At 71.3% G+C, this 19082-nt stretch carries 19 protein-coding genes; 6 read left to right on the top strand and 13 right to left on the bottom strand.

Annotated elements, in window-relative coordinates; genetic code table 11:
• The first annotated feature begins 190 nt into the window (after nucleotides 1-190).
• The gene (locus ABZ453_RS09250) at nucleotides 191-628 is read left to right on the top strand and encodes a cupin domain-containing protein (RefSeq protein WP_359013188.1); all 438 of its coding nucleotides are present in this window, start codon (nucleotides 191-193) and stop codon (nucleotides 626-628) included.
• Here the strand turns inward: ABZ453_RS09250 and ABZ453_RS09245 are convergent, their stop codons facing one another.
• From ABZ453_RS09245 to ABZ453_RS09230, 4 genes are all read right to left on the bottom strand, one after another.
• Nucleotides 629-2974, bottom strand: coding sequence for a SpoIIE family protein phosphatase (locus ABZ453_RS09245; RefSeq protein ID WP_359013186.1), 2346 nt, complete (start codon nucleotides 2972-2974; stop codon nucleotides 629-631). It lies immediately after the preceding gene.
• A gap of 77 nt (nucleotides 2975-3051) precedes the next feature.
• On the bottom strand, nucleotides 3052-3519 hold the full coding sequence (locus tag ABZ453_RS09240; protein WP_359013184.1) for a peroxiredoxin: 468 nt from the start codon (nucleotides 3517-3519) through the stop codon (nucleotides 3052-3054).
• Nucleotides 3516-3896, bottom strand: a complete 381-nt coding sequence (locus tag ABZ453_RS09235) for a DoxX family protein (protein WP_359013182.1) — start codon at nucleotides 3894-3896, stop codon at nucleotides 3516-3518. Before ABZ453_RS09235 ends, ABZ453_RS09240 begins: the two co-directional genes overlap by 4 nt.
• 74 nt (nucleotides 3897-3970) lie before the next feature.
• Entirely contained in the window at nucleotides 3971-4717 is a 747-nt protein-coding gene (locus tag ABZ453_RS09230) for a helix-turn-helix transcriptional regulator (RefSeq protein WP_359013180.1), read from the bottom strand.
• 54 nt (nucleotides 4718-4771) lie between these two features.
• Between ABZ453_RS09230 and ABZ453_RS09225 the strand changes: the two genes are divergently transcribed.
• Nucleotides 4772-5947: an MFS transporter gene (locus ABZ453_RS09225; protein WP_359013178.1), complete on the top strand. Its 1176-nt coding sequence runs from the start codon at nucleotides 4772-4774 to the stop codon at nucleotides 5945-5947.
• 7 nt (nucleotides 5948-5954) lie between these two features.
• On the opposite strand, the gene ABZ453_RS09220 is transcribed toward ABZ453_RS09225, so the two are convergent.
• From ABZ453_RS09220 to ABZ453_RS09205, 4 genes are all read right to left on the bottom strand, one after another.
• Nucleotides 5955-6467 carry a MarR family transcriptional regulator gene (locus ABZ453_RS09220; protein WP_359013176.1) on the bottom strand — a complete coding sequence of 171 codons (513 nt, stop codon included), beginning with the start codon at nucleotides 6465-6467 and terminating at the stop codon, nucleotides 5955-5957.
• A 103-nt stretch (nucleotides 6468-6570) separates the two neighbouring features.
• Nucleotides 6571-7137, bottom strand: coding sequence for a hypothetical protein (locus ABZ453_RS09215; RefSeq protein WP_359013174.1), 567 nt, complete (start codon nucleotides 7135-7137; stop codon nucleotides 6571-6573).
• Entirely contained in the window at nucleotides 7134-8570 is a 1437-nt protein-coding gene (locus tag ABZ453_RS09210; RefSeq protein ID WP_359013393.1) for an ATP-binding protein, read from the bottom strand. Before ABZ453_RS09210 ends, ABZ453_RS09215 begins: the two co-directional genes overlap by 4 nt.
• Nucleotides 8571-8620: 50 nt before the next feature.
• Nucleotides 8621-9301, bottom strand: coding sequence for a response regulator transcription factor (locus ABZ453_RS09205; RefSeq protein ID WP_359013172.1), 681 nt, complete (start codon nucleotides 9299-9301; stop codon nucleotides 8621-8623).
• Between the two features lie 141 nt (nucleotides 9302-9442).
• On the opposite strand from ABZ453_RS09205, the gene ABZ453_RS09200 reads away from it, so the two are divergent.
• Nucleotides 9443-10300: a DUF3152 domain-containing protein gene (locus tag ABZ453_RS09200; protein ID WP_359013170.1), complete on the top strand. Its 858-nt coding sequence runs from the start codon at nucleotides 9443-9445 to the stop codon at nucleotides 10298-10300.
• A gap of 48 nt (nucleotides 10301-10348) precedes the next feature.
• Here ABZ453_RS09200 and ABZ453_RS09195 read toward each other — a convergent pair whose 3' ends face one another.
• From ABZ453_RS09195 to ABZ453_RS09185, 3 genes are all read right to left on the bottom strand, one after another.
• Nucleotides 10349-10741, bottom strand: a complete 393-nt coding sequence (locus tag ABZ453_RS09195; protein ID WP_359013168.1) for a hypothetical protein — start codon at nucleotides 10739-10741, stop codon at nucleotides 10349-10351.
• A 317-nt stretch (nucleotides 10742-11058) separates the two neighbouring features.
• Entirely contained in the window at nucleotides 11059-11427 is a 369-nt protein-coding gene (locus ABZ453_RS09190; RefSeq protein ID WP_359013166.1) for a hypothetical protein, read from the bottom strand.
• A gap of 144 nt (nucleotides 11428-11571) precedes the next feature.
• Complete coding sequence (locus ABZ453_RS09185; RefSeq protein WP_359013164.1) at nucleotides 11572-12519, bottom strand: aldose 1-epimerase family protein; 948 nt, start codon at nucleotides 12517-12519, stop codon at nucleotides 11572-11574.
• A gap of 772 nt (nucleotides 12520-13291) precedes the next feature.
• On the opposite strand from ABZ453_RS09185, the gene ABZ453_RS09180 reads away from it, so the two are divergent.
• The 3 genes from ABZ453_RS09180 to ABZ453_RS09170 all read left to right on the top strand — a co-directional run bounded on the left by ABZ453_RS09180 (nucleotide 13292) and on the right by ABZ453_RS09170 (nucleotide 16467).
• Nucleotides 13292-14236 carry a cyclase family protein gene (locus tag ABZ453_RS09180; protein WP_359013162.1) on the top strand — a complete coding sequence of 315 codons (945 nt, stop codon included), beginning with the start codon at nucleotides 13292-13294 and terminating at the stop codon, nucleotides 14234-14236.
• 78 nt (nucleotides 14237-14314) lie between these two features.
• Nucleotides 14315-14854 carry a gluconokinase gene (locus ABZ453_RS09175; RefSeq protein WP_359013160.1) on the top strand — a complete coding sequence of 180 codons (540 nt, stop codon included), beginning with the start codon at nucleotides 14315-14317 and terminating at the stop codon, nucleotides 14852-14854.
• A gap of 29 nt (nucleotides 14855-14883) precedes the next feature.
• Nucleotides 14884-16467 carry a GMC family oxidoreductase gene (locus ABZ453_RS09170; RefSeq protein WP_359013158.1) on the top strand — a complete coding sequence of 528 codons (1584 nt, stop codon included), beginning with the start codon at nucleotides 14884-14886 and terminating at the stop codon, nucleotides 16465-16467.
• Between the two features lie 35 nt (nucleotides 16468-16502).
• Here ABZ453_RS09170 and ABZ453_RS09165 read toward each other — a convergent pair whose 3' ends face one another.
• Both ABZ453_RS09165 and ABZ453_RS09160 read right to left on the bottom strand, forming a co-directional pair.
• Nucleotides 16503-17546 carry a cytochrome d ubiquinol oxidase subunit II gene (locus ABZ453_RS09165; protein ID WP_359013156.1) on the bottom strand — a complete coding sequence of 348 codons (1044 nt, stop codon included), beginning with the start codon at nucleotides 17544-17546 and terminating at the stop codon, nucleotides 16503-16505.
• Nucleotides 17543-19027, bottom strand: a complete 1485-nt coding sequence (locus ABZ453_RS09160; RefSeq protein WP_359013154.1) for a cytochrome ubiquinol oxidase subunit I — start codon at nucleotides 19025-19027, stop codon at nucleotides 17543-17545. The genes ABZ453_RS09165 and ABZ453_RS09160 overlap by 4 nt, the downstream gene beginning before the upstream one ends.
• Between the last annotated feature and the right edge of the window lie 55 nt (nucleotides 19028-19082).

The following is a 19082-nucleotide window of genomic DNA, read 5'->3' as shown; positions in this document are numbered from 1 at the left end:
ACGCAGCTACGTGTTCCCAAAGCGGCAATTTTCTAAATCGAGGGTGCACGCACGGACCAGTCGGCACGGAATCGGGCCCACCAGCCCACTTCCCCGCCGGATTGATCCGTTCCGGCCCCAACCACCCTCCCGGGGCTCTATGTTCACGGCGGTACTCGATCTTCCCCCCATGTCCAGAGAGGCACCTCGCATGCGCACCGCGCTCCGCTCCGCCCTCGTCGGCGCGATCGTCACCGGCACCACCCTCACCGTCTGCGGCACGGCAGGCGCCACACCGCCCGGCCCCGGGGTGACCGCCAAGCTCATCAGCCAGACCACCGTCGGCGACACCGACTACGTCCTGCGCGAGATCACGGTCCCGCCCGGCCAGGCCACCGGCTGGCACTACCACGACGGCACCGTCTACGGCTTCGTCCGCCAGGGCACCCTCAGCCACTACCACTCCGACTGCGCCGAGGACGGCGTCTACCCGACGGGCACCACCGTCCGCGAACCCGGCGGCCCCGGCGACGTCCACCTCGGCCGCAATGAGGGCGCCACCCCACTCGTCCTCGACGTCCTCTACGTCCTCCCGCACGGCGCCCCCTATTCGGAGGGCGTGCCCAACCCCGGCTGCTCCTTCCAGTGATCAGCCCGGAGGCAGCGGCTGCTCGGCCCAGATCGTCTTGCCCCGGCCGGTCTGCCGACTGCCCCAGCGGTGGGTGAGCTGGGCGACCAGCAGCAGTCCGCGGCCGCCCTCGTCGAAGGCATGGGCCCGGCGCAGATGCGGTGAGGTGGAACTGCCGTCGGAGACCTCGCAGATCAGCGTGTGGTCGCGGATCAACCGCAGCTGGACGGGCGGGGCGCCGTAGCGGATGGCGTTCGTGACCAGTTCACTGACGACCAACTCGGTCACGAACGCCGCCTCGTCCAGACCCCACGCCGACAACTGCTCCGTGGCGGCCTGCCGGGCCGCGGCCACCCGCTCCGGGTCCGGCGTGATGTCCCAGGTGGCCACCTGATCCGCGCCCAGCGCACGGGTGCGGGCCAGCAGCAGCGCCACGTCGTCACTGGGATCCTCCGGCAGCACCGCCTTCAGCACCGTGTCGCACAGCGCCTCCAGCGTGTCGACGGGGGCGGTCAGCGCACGGCACAGCTCGGCGGTGGCATGGTCGACATCCCGGTCGCGGTCCTCGATCAGACCGTCGGTGTACAGGGCCACCACCGCGCCCTCGGGCACTTCCAGCTCCGTCGCCTCGAACGGCAGACCACCGACGCCCAGAGGTGGCCCGGCCGTCATCTCGATCACGCTCGCCGTACCGTCCGGCAACAACAGCGCCGGCCCCGGATGGCCGGCGGCCGCCACGTTCAGCCGCCGCGAGACGGGGTCGTAGACCGCGTACAGGCAGGTGGCCCCCAGTTCCGCGACCTCGTCACCGCTGTCGCCCGAGGCCAGATGGGTGACGAGGTCGTCGAGGTGGGTGAGCAGTTCGTCCGGCGGCAGATCCACGTCCGCCAGCGTGCGTACGGCCGTACACAGCCGGCCCATCGTCGCCGTCGAGGGAATGCCGTGCCCCACGACATCCCCGACGACCAGAGCGACACGGCTGCCGGACAACGGGATCACGTCGAACCAGTCGCCACCGATCCCGACCAGCGCCCCCGAGGGCAGATATCGGTGCGCCACCTCCACCGCGGCCTGTCCGGGCAGGCCCCTTGGCAGCAGACTGTTCTGCAGCGCCAACGCCGTGCTGCGCTCGCGGGCGAACCGACGGGCGTTGTCGATGCAGACGGCAGCCCGGCTGGCCAGCTCCTCCGCCAGTACGACGTCGTCGTTCCCGAAGTCGTCCGGATTCGCGATCCGTACGCCCACCGCCACACCCAGCGTCGTGCCGCGCGCCCGCAACGGCACCGCCAGCATCGAGTGCACACCCCTGCGCTGCGGGCGACCCGCCGGAGCGCGGGCATTGCGCTCAGCGACCCACCGCACGAAATCCGGCTCCCCCGCCTGGCTGACGACGGCCCGCCCCGCACGCAGAGCCATCGCCGGCGGCGAGAACGACGGGTAGAAGTCCGCATCCCCGATACGCACCGCCGCCTCCGGCGTCCCCTCCGTCACCGAGCCGTGCGCGACGCGGCGCAGAATGATGTCGATGTCCGGCAGTGCCGGCCGCTCCTCCGCGGCCAGCACCCAGTCGAGCAGATCCACGCTCGCGAAATCCGCGTACCGCGGCACCAGCAGCTCCACGAGCTCCTCGGCGGTACGGACCACGTCCAGCGTGGTCCCGATGGACGCCGCCGCCTCGTTCAGCAGCGCCAGCCGCTCACGCGCCCAGTACTGCTCGGTACTGTCGAAGGCCGCCAGCGCGACCGCGCACACCGCGCCCGAGGCGTCCCGCAGCGGCCACATGTCCGTGGTCCAGGCGTGATCACGGTTGAGGGCGGGGGCGCCGGCGTAGCTCTCGTACCGGGTGGGCCGGCCCGTCTCGGCGACCTGCCGCAGATGGGCCAGGAAGCCACGGCTGTGCTCGGCGTCCACCACGGTGTCCGCGAAGTGCCGGCCCTGCAGGACGTCCTCCGACACTCCCATGACCCGGCAGGCCACGTCATTGAGCCGCAGATAGCGCTGGCGCGTGTCGAACACCGACATCGACATCGACGCCTGCTGAAAGGCACGGGCGGCCAGCAGCTCCGACTCCCGCGGCCCGCCGGCCGCCTCGGCCGTGATCACATGCCCCGCCGCCGCACCGCCCTCACCGGTGACGGGACAGGCCCGCGCATCGAGGCTGACGCTGGAGCCGTCCCGGTGCCGCACCACCACCCTCCCGGCGAGCGCCGCCAGGGCCTCGGCCGACGGCGCCTCGACGAGCAGCTCCCGCACAGCCCGCCCCAGGATTTCGTCGGCGGTGTATCCGGTCAGTCGCCGGGCACCCTCGCTCCACCCCGTCACCATGCCCCCGGCATCGACGATCACCGCAGCAGAGCCGTGCTCCATATAGTTCAGGATGGTTCTTTTGTCGCACCGCTTCAACCGAAACGCGCGACCCCGGGGGGGCGCGCGTTGCGCGGGTGTCACTTCTGGTGGGTCCGCAGGGCAGCCAGAGCGCGGTCCGCGTGGGTGTTCATGCGGAGTTCGCTGCGGATGATGTCCAGGACGGTGCGGTCCTGGGCTATGACGAAGGTGGCGCGTTTGGTGGGGGCGAGGTTGAAGCCTCGTTTGACGCCGAAGCGCTCGCGGATGGTGCCGTCGGCGTCGGAGAGGAGAGGCATGCCGAGGGTGTGGCGGCCGGAGAACTCCTGCTGGCGTTCGACGGTGTCGCCGCTGATGCCGACGGGGTGGGCGCCGACGGCGGCGAACTCGGCGGCGAGGTCGCGGAAGTGGCAGGCCTCGGCGGTGCAGCCGGCGCTCAGAGCCGCGGGGTAGAAGAAGAGGACGACGGGTCCGTCGGCGAGGAGTGCGGAGAGGGTGCGGGGGGTGCCGGTCTCGTCGGGAAGTTCGAAGTCGTCGACCTTGTCGCCGATGTCGATGCGCTCGCTCATGCCTGGCTCTCCCCACTCTTGGCGATGCTGCGGGCCCACAGGACGAGGGGCAGTTGCAGGGGCAGTCGTCCGATGGCGGCAGCCTTGTGGGGGGTGGGACGGTGGCGCCAGTCGATGGCCATCTTGACGTTGGCGGGGAAGACGCCGACGAAGAAGGCGGCCACGGCGAGGGCGGCGGTCTTGCGGGTGCGGGGCAGGGCGAGACCGGCGGCGAGGGCGAGTTCGGCGGCGCCGCTGGCGTAGGTCCAGGTCCTCGGAGTGCCGGGCAGGGCGTCGGGGATGGTGGCGTCGAAGGGGCGGGGTCGGGCGAAATGGGCGACTCCGGCGGTGGCCAAGAGGCCGGCGAGCAGCAGGGGTGAGCGTTCGGACCGTGGCACGGTTCCTCCTCTGGGGGGCCTGCCGCGGGATACTAGCCGGTCGGTAAATGTCGCCTCTGCGCGGGCCTTTCGTTCTACGGGCGGTGGTGGTGGGTGCCCGGGGTGTAGCCGAGGTGGCGGCGGAAGACGTCGATGAAGGCGCTGGTGGAGGACCAGCCGCAGTGGTGGGCGACGGTGGTGACGGGGGTGTCGTCGGCGAGCAGGCGCAGGGCGTGGTAGAGGCGGGACTGGGTGCGCCACTGGGGGAAGGTCATGCCGAGCTCGGTGCGGAAGAGGCGGCTGAGGGTGCGTTCGCCGGTTCCGGTTGCCGCGCCGAGGGAGGCGAGGGTGCGGGGGTCGGCGGGGTTGGCGTGGACGAGGGCGCAGACGGCGGTCAGACGGGGGTCGGTGGGGGTGGGCAGCCGCATGGGCTGCTGGGGTGAGACGCGCAGTTGGTCGCGCAGGACGGCGAGCAGGCGGTGGCGTTCTGGGGTGTGGTCGTCGGGCTCGTGGGTGTAGGCGAGGATCAGTTCGCGCAGGAGGGGGCTGACGGCGAGGGCGGTGGGGGCGTCGAGGCCGAGGGGGTTGTCGTGGGCGGGCAGTCCCACGAGGTGCAGGTCGAGGTGGCCGCGGGCGCGGTGGGCGTGGACGGTGTGGGCGGGGATCCACAGGGCGCGGGTGCCGGGGGCGAACCAGGTACCGGCGTCGGTGGTGACGGTGACGACGCCTGAGCCGGCGTAGACGATCTGGTGTTCGTCGTGGTGGTGCGCGTCGATGCGTTCGCCGGCGGCCAAGGTGCGGACGCGGGTGGGTGCCTTCGGCGAATGGCGGATGTTCGACACAGGCAGGCAGATTATCGGAAGTGGGCCAGGGACGGGTGGCGCGACGATCGCGGGGTGCCTCTTCACCGTGACCGTCCCATCGCCCTGCTGTCCCTGAGTCACGCCTGTGTGGACGTGTATCAGGGAGCCGTCGCCGCCCTCGTGCCGTTCTTCGTCGCCGAGCGCGCCTACGCCTACGCCGCCGCGTCGGGCGTCGTGCTGGCTGCCTCGCTGCTGTCGTCGGTGGTGCAGCCGCTGTTCGGGGTGTTGACAGACCGGTGGCCGATGCCGTGGCTGCTGCCGGTGAGTGCGGTGACCGGTGGTACGGGAGTCGCGCTGTGCGGGGTCGTCGGCTCGTACGGGCCGACGTTGGCTGCGGTCGCGGTGTCGGGGATCGGGGTCGCCGCCTACCATCCGGAGGCGGCGCGGGCGGCTCGTGCGGCGGCGGGCGGCAGCAACACGGCGATGGGCTGGTTCGCGTTGGGCGGCAATCTCGGCTTCGCGACTGCGCCTGTGCTGGTCGCGGCCGTCGTGGGCACCGGTGGCCTGCACGCCTCTCCCCTGCTGGTGGTCCCGGCACTGGCGGGAGCTGCGCTGTGCGCGGCGGGGCTTCGCCGGTCCGGGGGCGGAGGGGGGCTCACCCGTGAGGCGATGGCGAACGGCGAGGACGACTGGCCGTCGTTCCTGCGGCTGTCCGGGGCGATCGTGTGCCGGTCGATCGTCTTCGTCGGCCTGAGCGCGTTCATTTCGTTGTACGTGCGTCAGCGCTCGGGCGGCGGGGAGGCGGCCGGTACGGCCGCGCTGTTCGTGCTGTACCTCGGGGGTGCCGTGGGCACGGTGGCCGGGGGCCGGCTGGCCGACCGGTACGGACGGCTGGCGGTGGTGCGGCGCTCGTACGGGCTGACCGCTCTGGCGGTGGCGGGCGTGGTGCTGGTGCCGGGGCCGGTGGTGTATCTGTTCGTGGCGCTGACCTCGGCCGGGCTGTATGTGCCGTTCTCGCTTCATGTCACGCTCGGTCAGGACTTCCTGCCGCGCCGGGTGGGGACGGCGAGCGGGGTCACGCTGGGGCTGACGGTGAGTGTGGGTGGGCTGGCCGCGCCGGCGCTGGGGGCGTTGGCCGACGTGACGTCGCTGCGGACGGCGTTGCTTCCGCTGATCGCGCTGCCGGCGCTGGGCCGGCTGCTGCTGTGCGGTCTGCGCGAACCGCCGACGGGGGCGCGGTCGGCCGGTCGGCGTGCGATGTCGGCGTGACGGGGCTTCAGACGGTCGTGTGCTCGGTTTCCTCGTCGATGGCGTAGGTGAGGAAGTCGTCGACCATGCGGTGGAAGAGCGAGGCCAGCTGGCGCAGTTCCTCCGGCGACCAGTCGGACAGGGCGAGCTGCATGCCGCGGGCGCCGGCGTCGCGGACGCGGGCGATGGCCTGCTGTCCGGTCTCGGTGAGCTGGACGCGCTGGGCGCGGCGGTCGTCGGGGTCGGGGACGCGGGTGACGTAGCCGGACTTCTGCAGTTGCTGCACGGTGCGGGTGACGTGCGAGGCCTCCACGCCGAGGCGCGTGGCGAGTTCGCCGGGGCGCAGTGGCTCGGAGTCGGCGACCTGCCGCAGCAGCGCCACGGCGGCGCGGTCGAGGGGCACGCCGGCCAGTGCCATCAGCCGCTCGTGCTGGCGGGCGCGGGTGCTCAGGTAGGTGATGCGGGTGAGCGCGCGCTCGATCTCGATGACCTCCTCGGACGCGGGACTGTCGGGGAGTTCGGGCAGCGGTGGAGTGGCCATGCGATCCACTTTACCATCTTGTTGCGTAACTCAAGTAACCTACTGCGTACGTTCGCTTCGTGTACTACGGGCGCATGATGCCGACCGTACGTCGCCCCTTCGGTCAGTCCGGGCATTCGGTGTCGGAGGACCGGATCTCGCGGCCCTCCGCGGCCGTGACGGTGACGGGCAGGGGCCCGACTCCGGGGGCGCCGACGCGCTCGGCCGCGAGGGCCGTGCAGATGAGCTGTGCCGCGGCGAGATCGGTCTTGCCGCCCATGGCGACGGTGAGCCGGATGTCCACGCGGTCCCTGCGTGAGGTGACCTGCACCCACTTCGACGCCTGGGCAGCTGCACGCTGGTCCAGGGTGGGCGCTTCGGTGGGGAACAGAGCCGTGGGAGGCGACGCCACGGAGGGCAGCAGCGACTTCAGGCCCGCGGACTGTTCGCCCGGGCTGGGACCTTTGAGCAGCACCTGGATCGCCGACCCGACGTCGGGTGGCGCCGCGGTCCGGCGGGAGACGCCGTAGAGGACGTCGCCGGTGACGTAGTAGACCCGGATGGTCGGCACGAGCCCGCTCGCGGGGACGCCGGCCTGCACCACCCCGGTGGTGGGTATGCCGCAGGAAGCGACCAGGCCCACGGCCGGTATCAGCATCACCGACGCCCAGCGGCGTACGGGTTTGGTCACCGGTTCTCCTCGTTGTGCAGCGGGAGTTCGACGGTGAAGACCGCGCCGCCCTCCGGCCGGTTGGCGACGCGCACGGACCCGCCGTGGACGCGGACGTTCTCGGCGGTGATCGCGAGGCCGAGTCCACTGCCCTCGGTACGGGTGCGGGCGGCGTCGGACTTGTAGAACCGTTCGAAGACATGGGGCAGGACGTGGGCGGGGATGCCGGGGCCGCTGTCCAGCACCTCGATGACGGCACGGCGCTCCGTCCCGGTCGAGCCGGTCAGGCGCAGCCGGACCGGGCGGGCGCCGTGCCGGAGGGCGTTGCCGACCAGGTTCGCCACGACCACGTCGAGGCGGCGCGGGTCGACGCGTCCACGCAGGGTGTCGGGCGGCGGAAGTTCGGTGTCCACCAGGTCGGTCCAGGCGCGGGCGGCGAGCGTGCGGCGCAGTGACTCGGCGAGGTCGATCTCGTCGAGGAGCAGGACCGCGGCGCCCGCGTCGAAGCGGGAGATCTCCATCAGGTCGTCCACCAGGCGGGCCAGTTTCACGGTCTCCTCGCTGATCAGGCGGACCGCGGTGGCGGTGTCCGGGTCGAGGCGGACGGCGTCCTCGTCGAGGACGTCGGTGACCGCCGACATGGCGGCCAGCGGGGTGCGCAGTTCGTGCGAGACGTCGGCGGCGAACCGGCGGGCGCGGGCCTCCATGCCCCGCAGTTCGGCCACCGACGCCTCCAGGGCGGCGGCCGTCTCGTTGAACGTGTGCGACAGGTCGGCCAGTTCGTCGGAGCCGTTGACGGCGAGGCGGGTGTCGAGGCGTCCCTCGGCGATGCTGCGGGTGGCACTGCGCAGCGCGCGCACCGGGCGCAGCACCCCGCGGGCGGCGAGGAGCGCGAGGAGCACGGCCAGTACCAGGGCGGGCACGGTGGCCCGTTCGACGGCCGTGACCAGGGCGTCGACATAGGCCTGTTCCGTGGCCTGGGGGACGGTCAGGAAGATCCGCAGGCCCGACGCGGCGCCGGTCGTGAACGCCACGGACATGCCGACGACGAGGGAGGTGTGGTCGCCGGTGCGGACCCGCTGGAAGACGGTCGCCACGCTGGACCGCACGGCCTCGCGCAGCGCGGGCGTCAGTTCCGCGAACCGGTCTCCGGCGGCGGACGTCGCGCTCGACTCGCCGTAGGTCACCATGACCCGCCAGGCGCCGGACGGTTCGGAGGCCGCGACGTCGGACGCGAACCGCCGCAGCCCGTCCTGGGTGGGCGGTATGTCGAGGTCGGGAGCGAGCCGGTTCGCCTGGGCGCGCAGCTGTGAGATCACCGCGTCCTGGCTCTGCTGGAGCACACCGGTGCGCGCCTCGCGGAAGGTCAGGGCGCCGGTCGTGGTCGCGGTGAGCGCCGCCACGAGCGCGAACGCCAGAACCAACCGGGTGCGCAGGCCGAGCAGTTGGGGCACTCTGGAGCGCCGGGCGGACAGCCCGCGGACGCGGGCCCTGCGAGCGCGGGTCACCGTGCGGCGAACCGGTAGCCGAAGCCGCGCACGGTCTCGATGTAACGGGGCTCGCCCATCTTGGCGCGCAGCCGCTTGACGCAGGCGGCCACCAGACGTGCGTCGCCGTGGTAGCTGTGTTCCCAGACAGCCTCCAGCAGTTGCTGCCGGCTGAAGACCTGCCCGGGCGAGGCGGACAGGGTCAGCAGGAGGCGCAGTTCGGAGGCGGCGAGCGCCACGGGCACACCGCGCAGGGCGACCGAGAAGCCGGCCCGGTCGACGGTCAGGTCCCCGTACGTGTCGAGTTTCGGTATGCCGCCGTCGCCCGGCGCCTGGGCCGCCCGGCGCAGCACGGCGCGGATGCGGGCGTCCAGGACCCGCGCCTGCACGGGCTTGACCACGTAGTCGTCGGCTCCCGCCTCCAGCCCCACGACGATGTCCTCGTCGTCGCCCCGCGCGGTGGCCATGATGATCGGCAGCGTCTGGTCGAGGTCACGCAGCGCACGGCAGACGTCCAGACCGGGCATGCCGGGCAGCATCAGGTCCAGCACCGCGACGTCCGGCCGGAAGGAACGGGCCTGTTGGAGCCCTTCCTCCCCCGTCACGGCGGTACCGACCTCGTGACCCTGCCGACGCAGGGCCAGGGCGACGCCCTCCCGCACGGCGCGGTCGTCTTCGATCAGCAGTACACGTGGCATGGGCTCAGTATCGGCACGTCCCGCGCCCTGCTGGGGGTTCTGTTACCGGATGATCACATGAGCACCCGACCAGACCGGCGTTATCTTTTCGTTATCCATCGGGCCAGGTTCGATCACAAAACGGTCACAACCTAAGCCACCATGACCGCTCACAAAGCAACTCGATCCAGCAGCCGCCGCCGTCCCAGTGGCCCCGCCCACGCCGTGGTGAGCGGACGGAAGGGACGGCTGTGGGGAGGTGTCGCCGCGATCGCCGTGCTGGGCGCAGCTTGCTTCGCGGCCGTGGGCTGGACCGCCCCCGGCCACGGCGACGACCAGGCGGACGCCCGGCCCCGCGAACACATCCAGGCCGGGTCCAAGCCCCCGGCGCCGTCCCACAACAGCAAGCCCTCCCCCAGCCACAGCCCCTCGGCATCTGCCTCCCCGAAGGCGATCCCGGCCACGGGCCCGGGCACGATCACCACCGCACCCGGCACCAGCCCCAAGGTCGGCACCGGCAAGGTATGGCGTTACCGGGTGGAGGTGGAGGACGGCCTCGACGTGTCCTCCCGGGCCGCCGCCGAGGAAGTCGAGCGCGTCCTCGCCGACCGGCGCGGCTGGACGGCCGACGGCCACTCGGCGTTCCAGCGCGTCTCCGACGGCACCGCCGACTTCGCCGTGAAGATCGCGACACCCCGGACCGTGGACAAGATCTGCGGTGCGTACGGACTGCAGACCGAGGGTGAGGTCAACTGCAGTGTCTCCAACGACGTGATGGTCAACCTCAAGCGCTGGCTGCTGGCCACCCCCGTCTACGCCAAGGACGTCACCGCCTACCGCGCACTGATCATCAACCACGAGGTCGGCCACTTCCTCGGCCACGGCCACGCCGGCTGCCCGGGCCCCGGAAAGCCGGCCCCCGCGATGATGCAGCAGATCAAGGGCATGCACGGCTGCGTCCCCAACGTGTGGCCGTACGACGAGCACGGCCGGTACATCACCGGCCCCGCCGTCTCCTGAGCCCTGACCCGTCCGGGGGACGTCGGCTGGACCACGGCTGGACCTCGGCTAGATCCGCATCGACGGCACGTGCCGCGGTTCGGCCAGCAGGCCGAAGATCACCAGGACGGAGATGGCCATGGTGGCCAGCGACCACCAGGGGAAGGTGGGCAGGAACATCATCTGGCCGACCAGACACAGCGAGGCCAGCACGATTCCCGTGCGCCGCGCCGCCCGGGAGCCCGCCAGGACCCCGACGCTCGCGAGGATCTGCGCGATGCCGACGAGGACCCAGATCCATCCCCAGGCGGTGTAGTTGAAGATGAGCAGGCGGTTCCCGTGGTCCGCCACCGTCTCGTAGTAGCCGTGGTCCAGGATCGCGACGAAACCGTTCAGGAGATCGAACAACCCCGCGATCATCAGCAGGGTCCCGGCGAAGGCCACCCAGTGCGAACGTTCCATGGGCGGCACGGCCTCATCCTGCGAAGAGATGTCTCTCTGCATGAGATCCATTCAGGGACGGTGGCGGCGCGCACCGCAAACAGTGCTGGCCCGTTGGTGTCAGGGGCTTGGCAGGCCTCGGGGCCCACGGCCCGCCGTCAGCAGGACGACCGTGTCGCCCGGGAGGGACGGCGGCTTCCTGTCCTCCAGGGCCGGAACCAGACGGCCGTCACGACGTACCAGGAACAGCACGTCGCTGCCCGGCGGCAGATCACCTTCGGTTGGCCGCGCCAGGACGGCCGCTCCGTCCTCGTACCTGCGGGTCAGGGCCGACCATGTCAGCCCCCGGCCGAACAGGACTTCCCCGCCGATGAACGGCCCCACGGCTCCCTGGCTGTCGGGCGGTGCGCCGAGTCGCCGTGAGGAAGTACACCGCCGTGACACCCTCCAGCTCGGCGGCTCCGCCCGGTGGCCGCCAGCATCTCACCGGACGCGAGTTCGATCCCGGCATGCCCGATCCGTTCACGCTGCTCATGCTCCCCCGCCCACATCAGCACCTCCAGCCCCGCCGCTCGCAGTGCCACGCCCAGGTCGACCACCCAGGGGTCGCCCCCCACCAGCAGCGGACGCGAACGGGCGGGGCGTACGACGCCCAGACGCCGGGCCACGGGCACGGCGGTCAGACCGTAGAGCGAGACGGTGGCCACGATGACCAGGAACGTGCCGCGGCGACCCGAGCACCGGTCCTGGCGCCGCGGTCCGCGCCTCCTCGGCTGTGTCGAGCGCGGGCTGCGGCCGCGGCGAAACCCGTCGGAGAGCGGCTCGCTCGGTGGATCCGGCGCCGTCGAACATCACTCCGGGAGAATCGTGACGCCGTGGGCGGCTCCCCACGGCGTGATCCCCCAGCGGACCGTGTGCCGCTCGCCGGGGCCGAGGCTGATGAGTCCGGTGCCGCTGCGGAAGGCGTCCGGCGGGCAGGTCATCGGCTCGATCGCGACGGCGCGACGACGCTCGTCCGACGGAAGGGTGTCGCCCGTGTAGAGCTGTACATAGTCGGCGCCCTCCCCGAGCCACACGTCCGTACCGGACTCACCCGACGGGTGGGCCAGGCGGACGACGGCTCGCCCGTCCGCATCCCGGTCGAGGTCACCGAACGGTGTGTCCAGCCGGAGGTCTCCTACCACCTTCGGCGCACGCAGGTCGTACGCCGTCCCGGCCACCGGCTCGGTGGCGACCGGCAGTCCGCGCTCGTCGGTGCGCAGCCACGTCCGTGCCGGGACGGTCAGCATCGCCTCGTCGACGACTGCCGTGCCGGCGGTGACGTAGGGGTGCTGGCCAAAGCCGTACGGCGCGGCCCGAACGTCGAGGTTGCGCGCTGTCACGGCGACCTCGAGACCGCTCTCGCCCAGGACGTACGCGGCGCGGACGGCGAGGTGGAACGGATAGCCCGGCTGGGGCCACAGCGTGACTTCCAGAACGGCCCGGCTGTCGGTCGCCTCCACGACACGCCACGCGACCCAGCGGAGCAGTCCGTGGATGGCGTTCCCGGCGGTCGGTTCGTTGAGCGGCAGTTGCAGGGCCTCCCCGTGCCAGGAGTACCGGCCGTCACCGATCCGGTTGGGCCACGGCACCAGGATCTGGCCGCGCCCGCCGGTGATCAGGGCCTGCTCGCCGAACCCGGCGATCACGGCGCGTTCACCTACGGCATACGACCGCAGAGCCGCACCCAGCTCGACGATCACCGCACGCTGTGCGCCGCGTCGAAGCGTCACCTGCCGTCCGGTGCGGCTCTCCTGCACGCGTGGCCTCCTCAGCCCGCGCGGGTGGTGCCCTCGTTCGCGGGTGTTGTCGTCGTGTCAGCGCCCCTCGTCGGAAGGGTGCGATCCTGCCTCGTGCCGGTCAAGCGCGACACGTCGCGGTGGACGCGATCACCCGGGACGTTCGTCCGGGTGGGGCACAGCAGCGGGTGGCGTCCCCCACGCCCTCGACCGGCCGGCCGGTTGGAATCTGAGCGTCAGCACGCCCATGAGGCTCAACAGCACGATGTTCGGCAGGAGTTGGGCCAGAGACCCGCATGCCTCACTGCCCACGGCGCGGCGCGCGGCACCCGCGCACCGGTGCCCGAGCCGCGTCGGCCACGGCCAGTAACGCCCGGTCGGTCATCGTCCTGGCCCGGATTGCCCTTCGCCGAGGTGCAGCGGTCGTCGGGGTAGCCGATAGTGGGCTGGGGGGCTCCTCTCGCCTAGGAGCAGCCATGGATCGCTACCCGCCCATCGGGGAACACGGCCTGGTGGGTGAACTGCAGACCTCAGCGCTCGAGTCCTCCTGGCTTCGACTCGCCCAGCGTTCCTCTCGCAGGTCGCCACCGGGACTACCGGTTCACTCGGGTGCGGGACGCCGCGCTGTCCGTGCGGGTGATGCTCGACTTCGGCTTCGCCGAGAAAGCGACCGCCTTCGTCCCACTGGCCGGTGGACAGGCCGCACGAGCGCGCGGGCAAGGGGGAGGAGCCGCTCCAGACGACGGCAACCAACCCTGGACGAGGCACTCGACGCGGAGGAGGGCACTGATCGATGGTCACGCACACCCGTCCGGCAGAGCCGCCGCGGCTGACCGAGAACGAGTTCAGCGCGCTGTACCGGCGCCTGGCAGCGCGCGCCGCCTGGGCCGCCGGTGACCGCGGTGCCCTGGTCGCGCTCACCGCCTCGCGGGTCGCGGCCGCCACGCGCGAGGTGCGTACCGGCCGCACGGTCTCGCTCGCGGCGCCCGTGGAGACACTGCGGGGGCCGGACAATCCCACGCCCGCGCGGCACCGGATGAGCGGGCAGCCGGGAAACGACGCCTCGGACGGCCTGCACTTCGCGACGGACAGCTTCGCGATGCACGTGCACGGCGACGCGGACAGCCACATCGACGCGCTCTGTCACGTGATCTACGAGGGCACACTGCACGGCGGAGTGGCCGCGAGCACCGTCACGACGGGCGGGGCGACCGCCCTGTCCATCGAGGCAGCCGGCGACGGGATCGTCGGACGCGGCGTACTTCTGGACATCCCGCGGCTGCGTCGCGTGCCCTGGCTCGAACCGGGTCAGGACGTCACCGTCGACGACCTCACCGCCGCCGAGACCGAGCAGAACGTCCGCGTGTCCGAGGGGGACCTGCTGTTCGTCCGCGTCGGCCACCGACGACGCCGCAGCGAACGGGGAGCGTGGCACGCGGCGAGCAGCCGCTCCGGACTGCACCCCTCCGCTCTGGAGTTCCTGGCTGACCGGCGGGTGTGCGTGCTCGGCGGCGACGGCAACAACGACACCGCGCCCAGTTCCGCCGAGGGCGTCGACTTCCCCGTCCACGTGCTGGCGATCCACGCCATGGGTCTGCACCTGCTGGACTATCTGCAGTTCGAGGACCTGGCGGCGGCGTGTGAGGCGGAGGGCCGCTGGTCGTTCCTCTGCGCGATCGCCCCGCTGAGACTGCCGGACGCCACCGGCTCACCGGTCAATCCGATCGCTGTTCTGTGACATGAAAGCCACGGTCCGGACCCCGCTCAAGGTGAAGGCGCACACGACGGCACCCACCGGACCTCGTCGGAGGAACTCATGGGACCAACCATCTCCACCCCCACGGTCGTTGTGGTGATGGGTGTCGCGGGATCGGGGAAGTCGACTGTGGGACGGCTGCTCGCACAGCGGCTCACGGTGCCTTTCCTGGAGGGCGACGAACTCCACCCGGCAGCGAACCGCGCCAAGATGGCCGCGGGCCGGCCGCTGGACGACGACGACCGCCTGCCGTGGCTGCGATCCCTCGCCGGCTGGACAGCGGAGGCGACTGAATCCGGCCGGGGCGGGGTGATGTCCTGCTCGGCTCTCAAACGCGCGTACCGGGACCTGCTGCGCGGCGCGAACGCAGGCGTGTGGTTCCTGTATCTGGCAATCGACCGGACGACCGCCGACCGACGAGTCTCGCAACGCACCGGCCACTTCATGCCCGCCCGACTGGTCGACTCCCAGTACGCCGCGCTCGAACCACTGCGGCCGGACGAGCCCGGCCTGACCGTGGACGCGGCCGCAGACCCGCTGACCATCGTCGACGAGGCCGCGAGCGCCATGCCGCCGAACCGCATTCGCCCGAGACTCTGACCGGCAACGACCCAGAACGGAACCACGCCATGGCCGGCGATCAGCACTACGACGTCATCATCATCGGTACGGGAGCAGGCGGCGGTACCCTCGCGCACCGGCTGGCCCCCACGGGCAGGCGGATTCTGATCCTGGAACGCGGCGGCTACCTGCCGCGGGAGCGCGACAACTGGGACTCCACGGCCGTCTTCGTCAAGGGCAAGTACCGAGCCCCCGAGTTCTGGTACGACAAACACGGCAAGGCCTTCCCGCCGGAGGTGAACTACTACGTCGGGGGCAACACCAAGTTCTACGGCGCCGCGCTCTTCCGGCTGCGGCCCGAGGACTTCGGCGAACTGCGTCACCACGACGGCGTCTCACCGGGGTGGCCGATCCGCTACGAGGACATCGAGCCGTACTACACGCAGGCCGAGCACCTCTACCTGGTGCACGGCCACCACGGCGAGGACCCCACCGAAGGGCCCGCCGGCGCGCAGTACGCCTATCCGCCCCTCGAGCACGAACCGCGCATCCAGCAGCTCAGCGACGATCTCGAGAAGGCCGGGCTGCATCCCTTCCACCTGCCGATCGGAGTGAACCTCACGCAGGACGACAGGGGCCGGGCCACCCATGACAGCGTCTGCATACGCTGCGACCGGGTCGACGGCTTCCCCTGCCTCTTGGGCGCCAAGTCCGACGCTCAGGTGATCTGCGTCGACCCGGCGCTGAAGCACGACAACGTCTCGATGGTGACGGGCGCCCATGTACGACGCCTGGAGACCGACACGACCGGACGCACCGTCACCGGCGTCGTCGCCGAACTCGACGAAAGCGGGACCACCGAGACCTTCAGCGCCGATCTCGTGGTGGTCGCCGCCGGTGCGGTCAACTCCGCCGTCCTGCTGCTGCGTTCGGCCAATGACAAGCACCCCGGCGGCCTGGCGAACAGCTCGGACGTGGTGGGCCGCCACTACATGCGGCACAACAATCTGGCGCTGATGGCGGTGTCGAAGGAGCCCAACCCCACCAGTTTCCAGAAGACCTTGGCACTGCACGACTGGTATCTCGGCGCGGACGACTGGGACTACCCGCTCGGCGGCATCCAGATGCTCGGCAAGTCGGACGCCGACCAGATCCACGGCGAGGCACCGCGATGGGCCGGGGCGGCGGCGCCCGACATGCCGTTCGAGGTGCTGGCGCACCACGCCGTCGACTTCTGGCTCTGCGGCGAGGACCTCCCGCTGCCGGAAAGCCGCGTCACCGTCGACGACGACGGAGCCGTCCATCTCACCCTCGACGAGAAGAACAACATGGCCGGACTGAAGCGCCTCAGGCACAAGCTGCAGGACATGCTCGGTCACTTGGGCATGCACGAGCACCGGCTGCTGTCGCACAGCATCTACCTGCACAAGGGCATGCCGATCGGCGCGACCGCGCACCAGGCCGGCACCGTGCGGTTCGGCGACGATCCCAGGAGCTCGGCCCTCGACGTCAACTGCAAGGCCCACGACCTCGACAACCTCTACGTGGTGGACACGAGCTTCTTCCCCAGCATCGGGGCGGTCAACCCGTCCCTGACGGCCATCGCCAACGCGTTGCGGGTGGGCGACCACATCGCCGCCCGGCTGGGCTGACGAAGCACCGTCCGCGGCGAAGGAGCCACCCGCCGCTAGTAGTTGTCCCCCTGTGCCCGCGCGGCGTGGGTGTCGGCGTCGGTGAGCGGCTCCAACTCGCCCATGGTGTCCAGCCGGTAGAGCACCACCAGCGCCGGACCGACCAGGACGATCGCGATCACCGTGACGATCACCAGCCAGCGCAGCGTGTGCGCGGCACCGGCTGCCTCGGCCACCGACAGCGAGGTGGGCAGCACGTAGGGCCGCTGCGCGAAGCCCCAGGCGCCGACGGTCAGAGCGACGCTCGCCACCGCGGTGTGCCGGGACCAGCGGAAGGACCGCCGTGCCAGGAGCGCCACCGTGGCCAGACCGCACACCGCGGCCAGGACGATCAGCAGCAGGCCCGCGCCCCGGGTGAGGCCGTCCCACACGTACCGGGCGTCGTGGTGGGTGACGGGCAGGCCGATGAGTGCCAGCACGACGACGGCGGCGAAGGCGGGCAGCGCCCGGCGGCGGAAGTAGTCGACCAGGTCGTGCGCGCCGAACCGTCGGGCATCGGAGCAGAGGAAGACCGCCCCGAGGAAGGCGCTGGCGGCGATCGCCAGCAGGCCCGCGAGGACGGAGGTCGGATTGGCCCAGGCGTCCGGGGAAGCGGTCGTCCCGACCTTGACGCGGCCGGAGGCGATGCCGCCGAGCACCGCCCCGAGGAAGAACGGGGTGAGCAGCGAGGAGACGGCGAACATCGCGCCGTAGACGCGGCGTCGGGCGAGTCGGCGGGAGGGCTTGCGCAGGGCGAATCCGGCGCCCCGCAGGACCAGGCCGACGGCGGCGAGAGCGAGCGGCAGCCACATGGCCGCGAAGACGGCCTGGAACATCGTCGGGAAACCGGTCCACATGACGACCAGGACGAAGATCAGCCAGACGTTGTTGACCTCCCAGACCGGCGCCATGGCATGGTCGATCAGCCGGCGAGGCCGCTTGCCGCGGTCCGCGCCGCCCGCCAGCAGGTCCCAGAAGCCGGCGCCGTAGTCGGTACCCCCGGCGCACGCGTAGGCGGCGATCGCCGCCACCAGGACCCAGGCGATGGTGTCGGCCATCATGACGCACCCCCGGAATCACGGTCGGAGCGGGTACCGGGTCCTGCCCCGGTGATCGCGGGCTCGGGTTCGCCCCTGGGTCCGTAGGGGGTGTCGGTCTCCGGCGGCAATGCGGCGCGCCGGGTGGCCGAGCCCTCGTCCGCGATGCGCCAGCGGATGCGCATCTTCAGAACGACCGCGAGAAAAGCGCCGAGGACGACCACGTACACGGCCATGACGATGCCCAGCATGGTCCACAGCCCGGCGGCTTGGGTGGGGGTGACGGCCTCGGAGACCCTCATGTGCCGGTAGACGATCCACGGCTGACGACCGACCTCCGTGGTGATCCAGCCGCACTCCACCGTGAACAGGCACGCGACTCCGGCGACCGCGGCGCAGCGGTAGAACCAGCGACCGCGCGGATTGTCCCGATGTCTCCACCAGGACCAGGCGTACCAGAGGGCCAGGAGGATCAGCAGGCTGCCGATGGTGACCATGAGGTCGAAGGCCCAGTGGGCGATGGTGGCCTGGACGACGGTCGGGCGGTCGGCCGCCGGCACGGACGTCAGACCGGTGACCTGGGTACTGGGTTCGAACCCGGCGAGGATCGAGTCCAGTTGAGGGATCTTCAGTCCGCCGGAGACCGACCCGCCGCTGTTGAGCCGTCCGAACATGTACTCGGGCACATGGGTGTCGGTCTTCCAGACGATCTCCATGGCGGCGAACTTGACGGGCTGTTTGTGGAAGACGGCGCGAGCGGCGGAGTCGCCGAGCATGAACTGAACCGGGGTGAGGATCGCTGCGACGGTGAACGGCAGCGTGAAACCAAGCCTGTGGTAACGGTCACGGCGTCCCCTCAGCCAGCCGACCGCGTACACGCCGGCGACGACGTAGCCCGCGGTGAGGAACATCGCGACCACGAAGTGCCAGTACTCGGGGCCGAACATCGGCGTGAAGACCGCCTGCCGCACATCGACGTCGACGGGATTGCCCTGCGCATCGAGGCGGAACCCCTGCGGCGTGTTCATCCAGGAGTTGGCGGCGATGATGCCGAACGCTCCCATGAGGGCGGCCGGCGGCAGCGGTAGCGCCAGCCAGAAGTGCGTCCAGGGCTTGAGCCGCCGCCATCCGTACAAGTAGACGGCGATGAGCACGGCCTCCAGGAAGAACGCCCAGGCCTCGACGCCGAACCCGAGGCCGAACACGTCTCCCCAGCGGCCCATCATGCCTGGCCACAGCAGACCGAACTCGAAGGACAGCACGGTTCCGGTGATGACGCCGATGGCGAACTGGACGGCCATCACCGCCGACCAGCGCCGGGCGAGCTGAAGAGCGACGGGGTCGTTGCGGCGAAGACCCCGATGGTGCATGAGGAGCGTGATGAACGGCAGTGCCACACCGAACGGAACCAGCAGGATGTGCGAGGCCAGGGTGAAGGCCATCAGCTCCCGGGCCGGCAGAAGCTGGGCGGGTGTGGTCGCCAGTTGGGCAGCGGTGGTGAGCATGCGCGCCTCGATCGGTCTGCCGCGCGGGGAGCGGGCCTGAGGAGGGACAAGGTGC

The sequence above is a fragment of the Streptomyces sp. NPDC005799 genome (assembly GCF_040630525.1).
Lineage (GTDB): Bacteria > Actinomycetota > Actinomycetes > Streptomycetales > Streptomycetaceae > Streptomyces > Streptomyces griseorubiginosus_B.
This window is presented reverse-complemented; position numbering and strand designations above follow the sequence as displayed.

Bases quoted from the DNA above. Each gene is read 5' to 3' on its own strand.
- ABZ453_RS09250 (WP_359013188.1), top strand. From the start codon at position 191: ATGCGCACCGCGCTCCGCTCCGCCCTCGTCGGCGCGATCGTCACCGGC.
- ABZ453_RS09245 (WP_359013186.1), bottom strand. From the start codon at position 2,974: ATGGAGCACGGCTCTGCTGCGGTGATCGTCGATGCCGGGGGCATGGTG.
- ABZ453_RS09240 (WP_359013184.1), bottom strand. From the start codon at position 3,519: ATGAGCGAGCGCATCGACATCGGCGACAAGGTCGACGACTTCGAACTT.
- ABZ453_RS09220 (WP_359013176.1), bottom strand. From the start codon at position 6,467: ATGGCCACTCCACCGCTGCCCGAACTCCCCGACAGTCCCGCGTCCGAG.
- ABZ453_RS09205 (WP_359013172.1), bottom strand. From the start codon at position 9,301: ATGCCACGTGTACTGCTGATCGAAGACGACCGCGCCGTGCGGGAGGGC.
- ABZ453_RS09200 (WP_359013170.1), top strand. From the start codon at position 9,443: ATGACCGCTCACAAAGCAACTCGATCCAGCAGCCGCCGCCGTCCCAGT.
- ABZ453_RS09195 (WP_359013168.1), bottom strand. From the start codon at position 10,741: ATGGAACGTTCGCACTGGGTGGCCTTCGCCGGGACCCTGCTGATGATC.
- ABZ453_RS09180 (WP_359013162.1), top strand. From the start codon at position 13,292: ATGGTCACGCACACCCGTCCGGCAGAGCCGCCGCGGCTGACCGAGAAC.
- ABZ453_RS09175 (WP_359013160.1), top strand. From the start codon at position 14,315: ATGGGACCAACCATCTCCACCCCCACGGTCGTTGTGGTGATGGGTGTC.
- ABZ453_RS09170 (WP_359013158.1), top strand. From the start codon at position 14,884: ATGGCCGGCGATCAGCACTACGACGTCATCATCATCGGTACGGGAGCA.
- ABZ453_RS09165 (WP_359013156.1), bottom strand. From the start codon at position 17,546: ATGATGGCCGACACCATCGCCTGGGTCCTGGTGGCGGCGATCGCCGCC.
- ABZ453_RS09160 (WP_359013154.1), bottom strand. From the start codon at position 19,027: ATGCTCACCACCGCTGCCCAACTGGCGACCACACCCGCCCAGCTTCTG.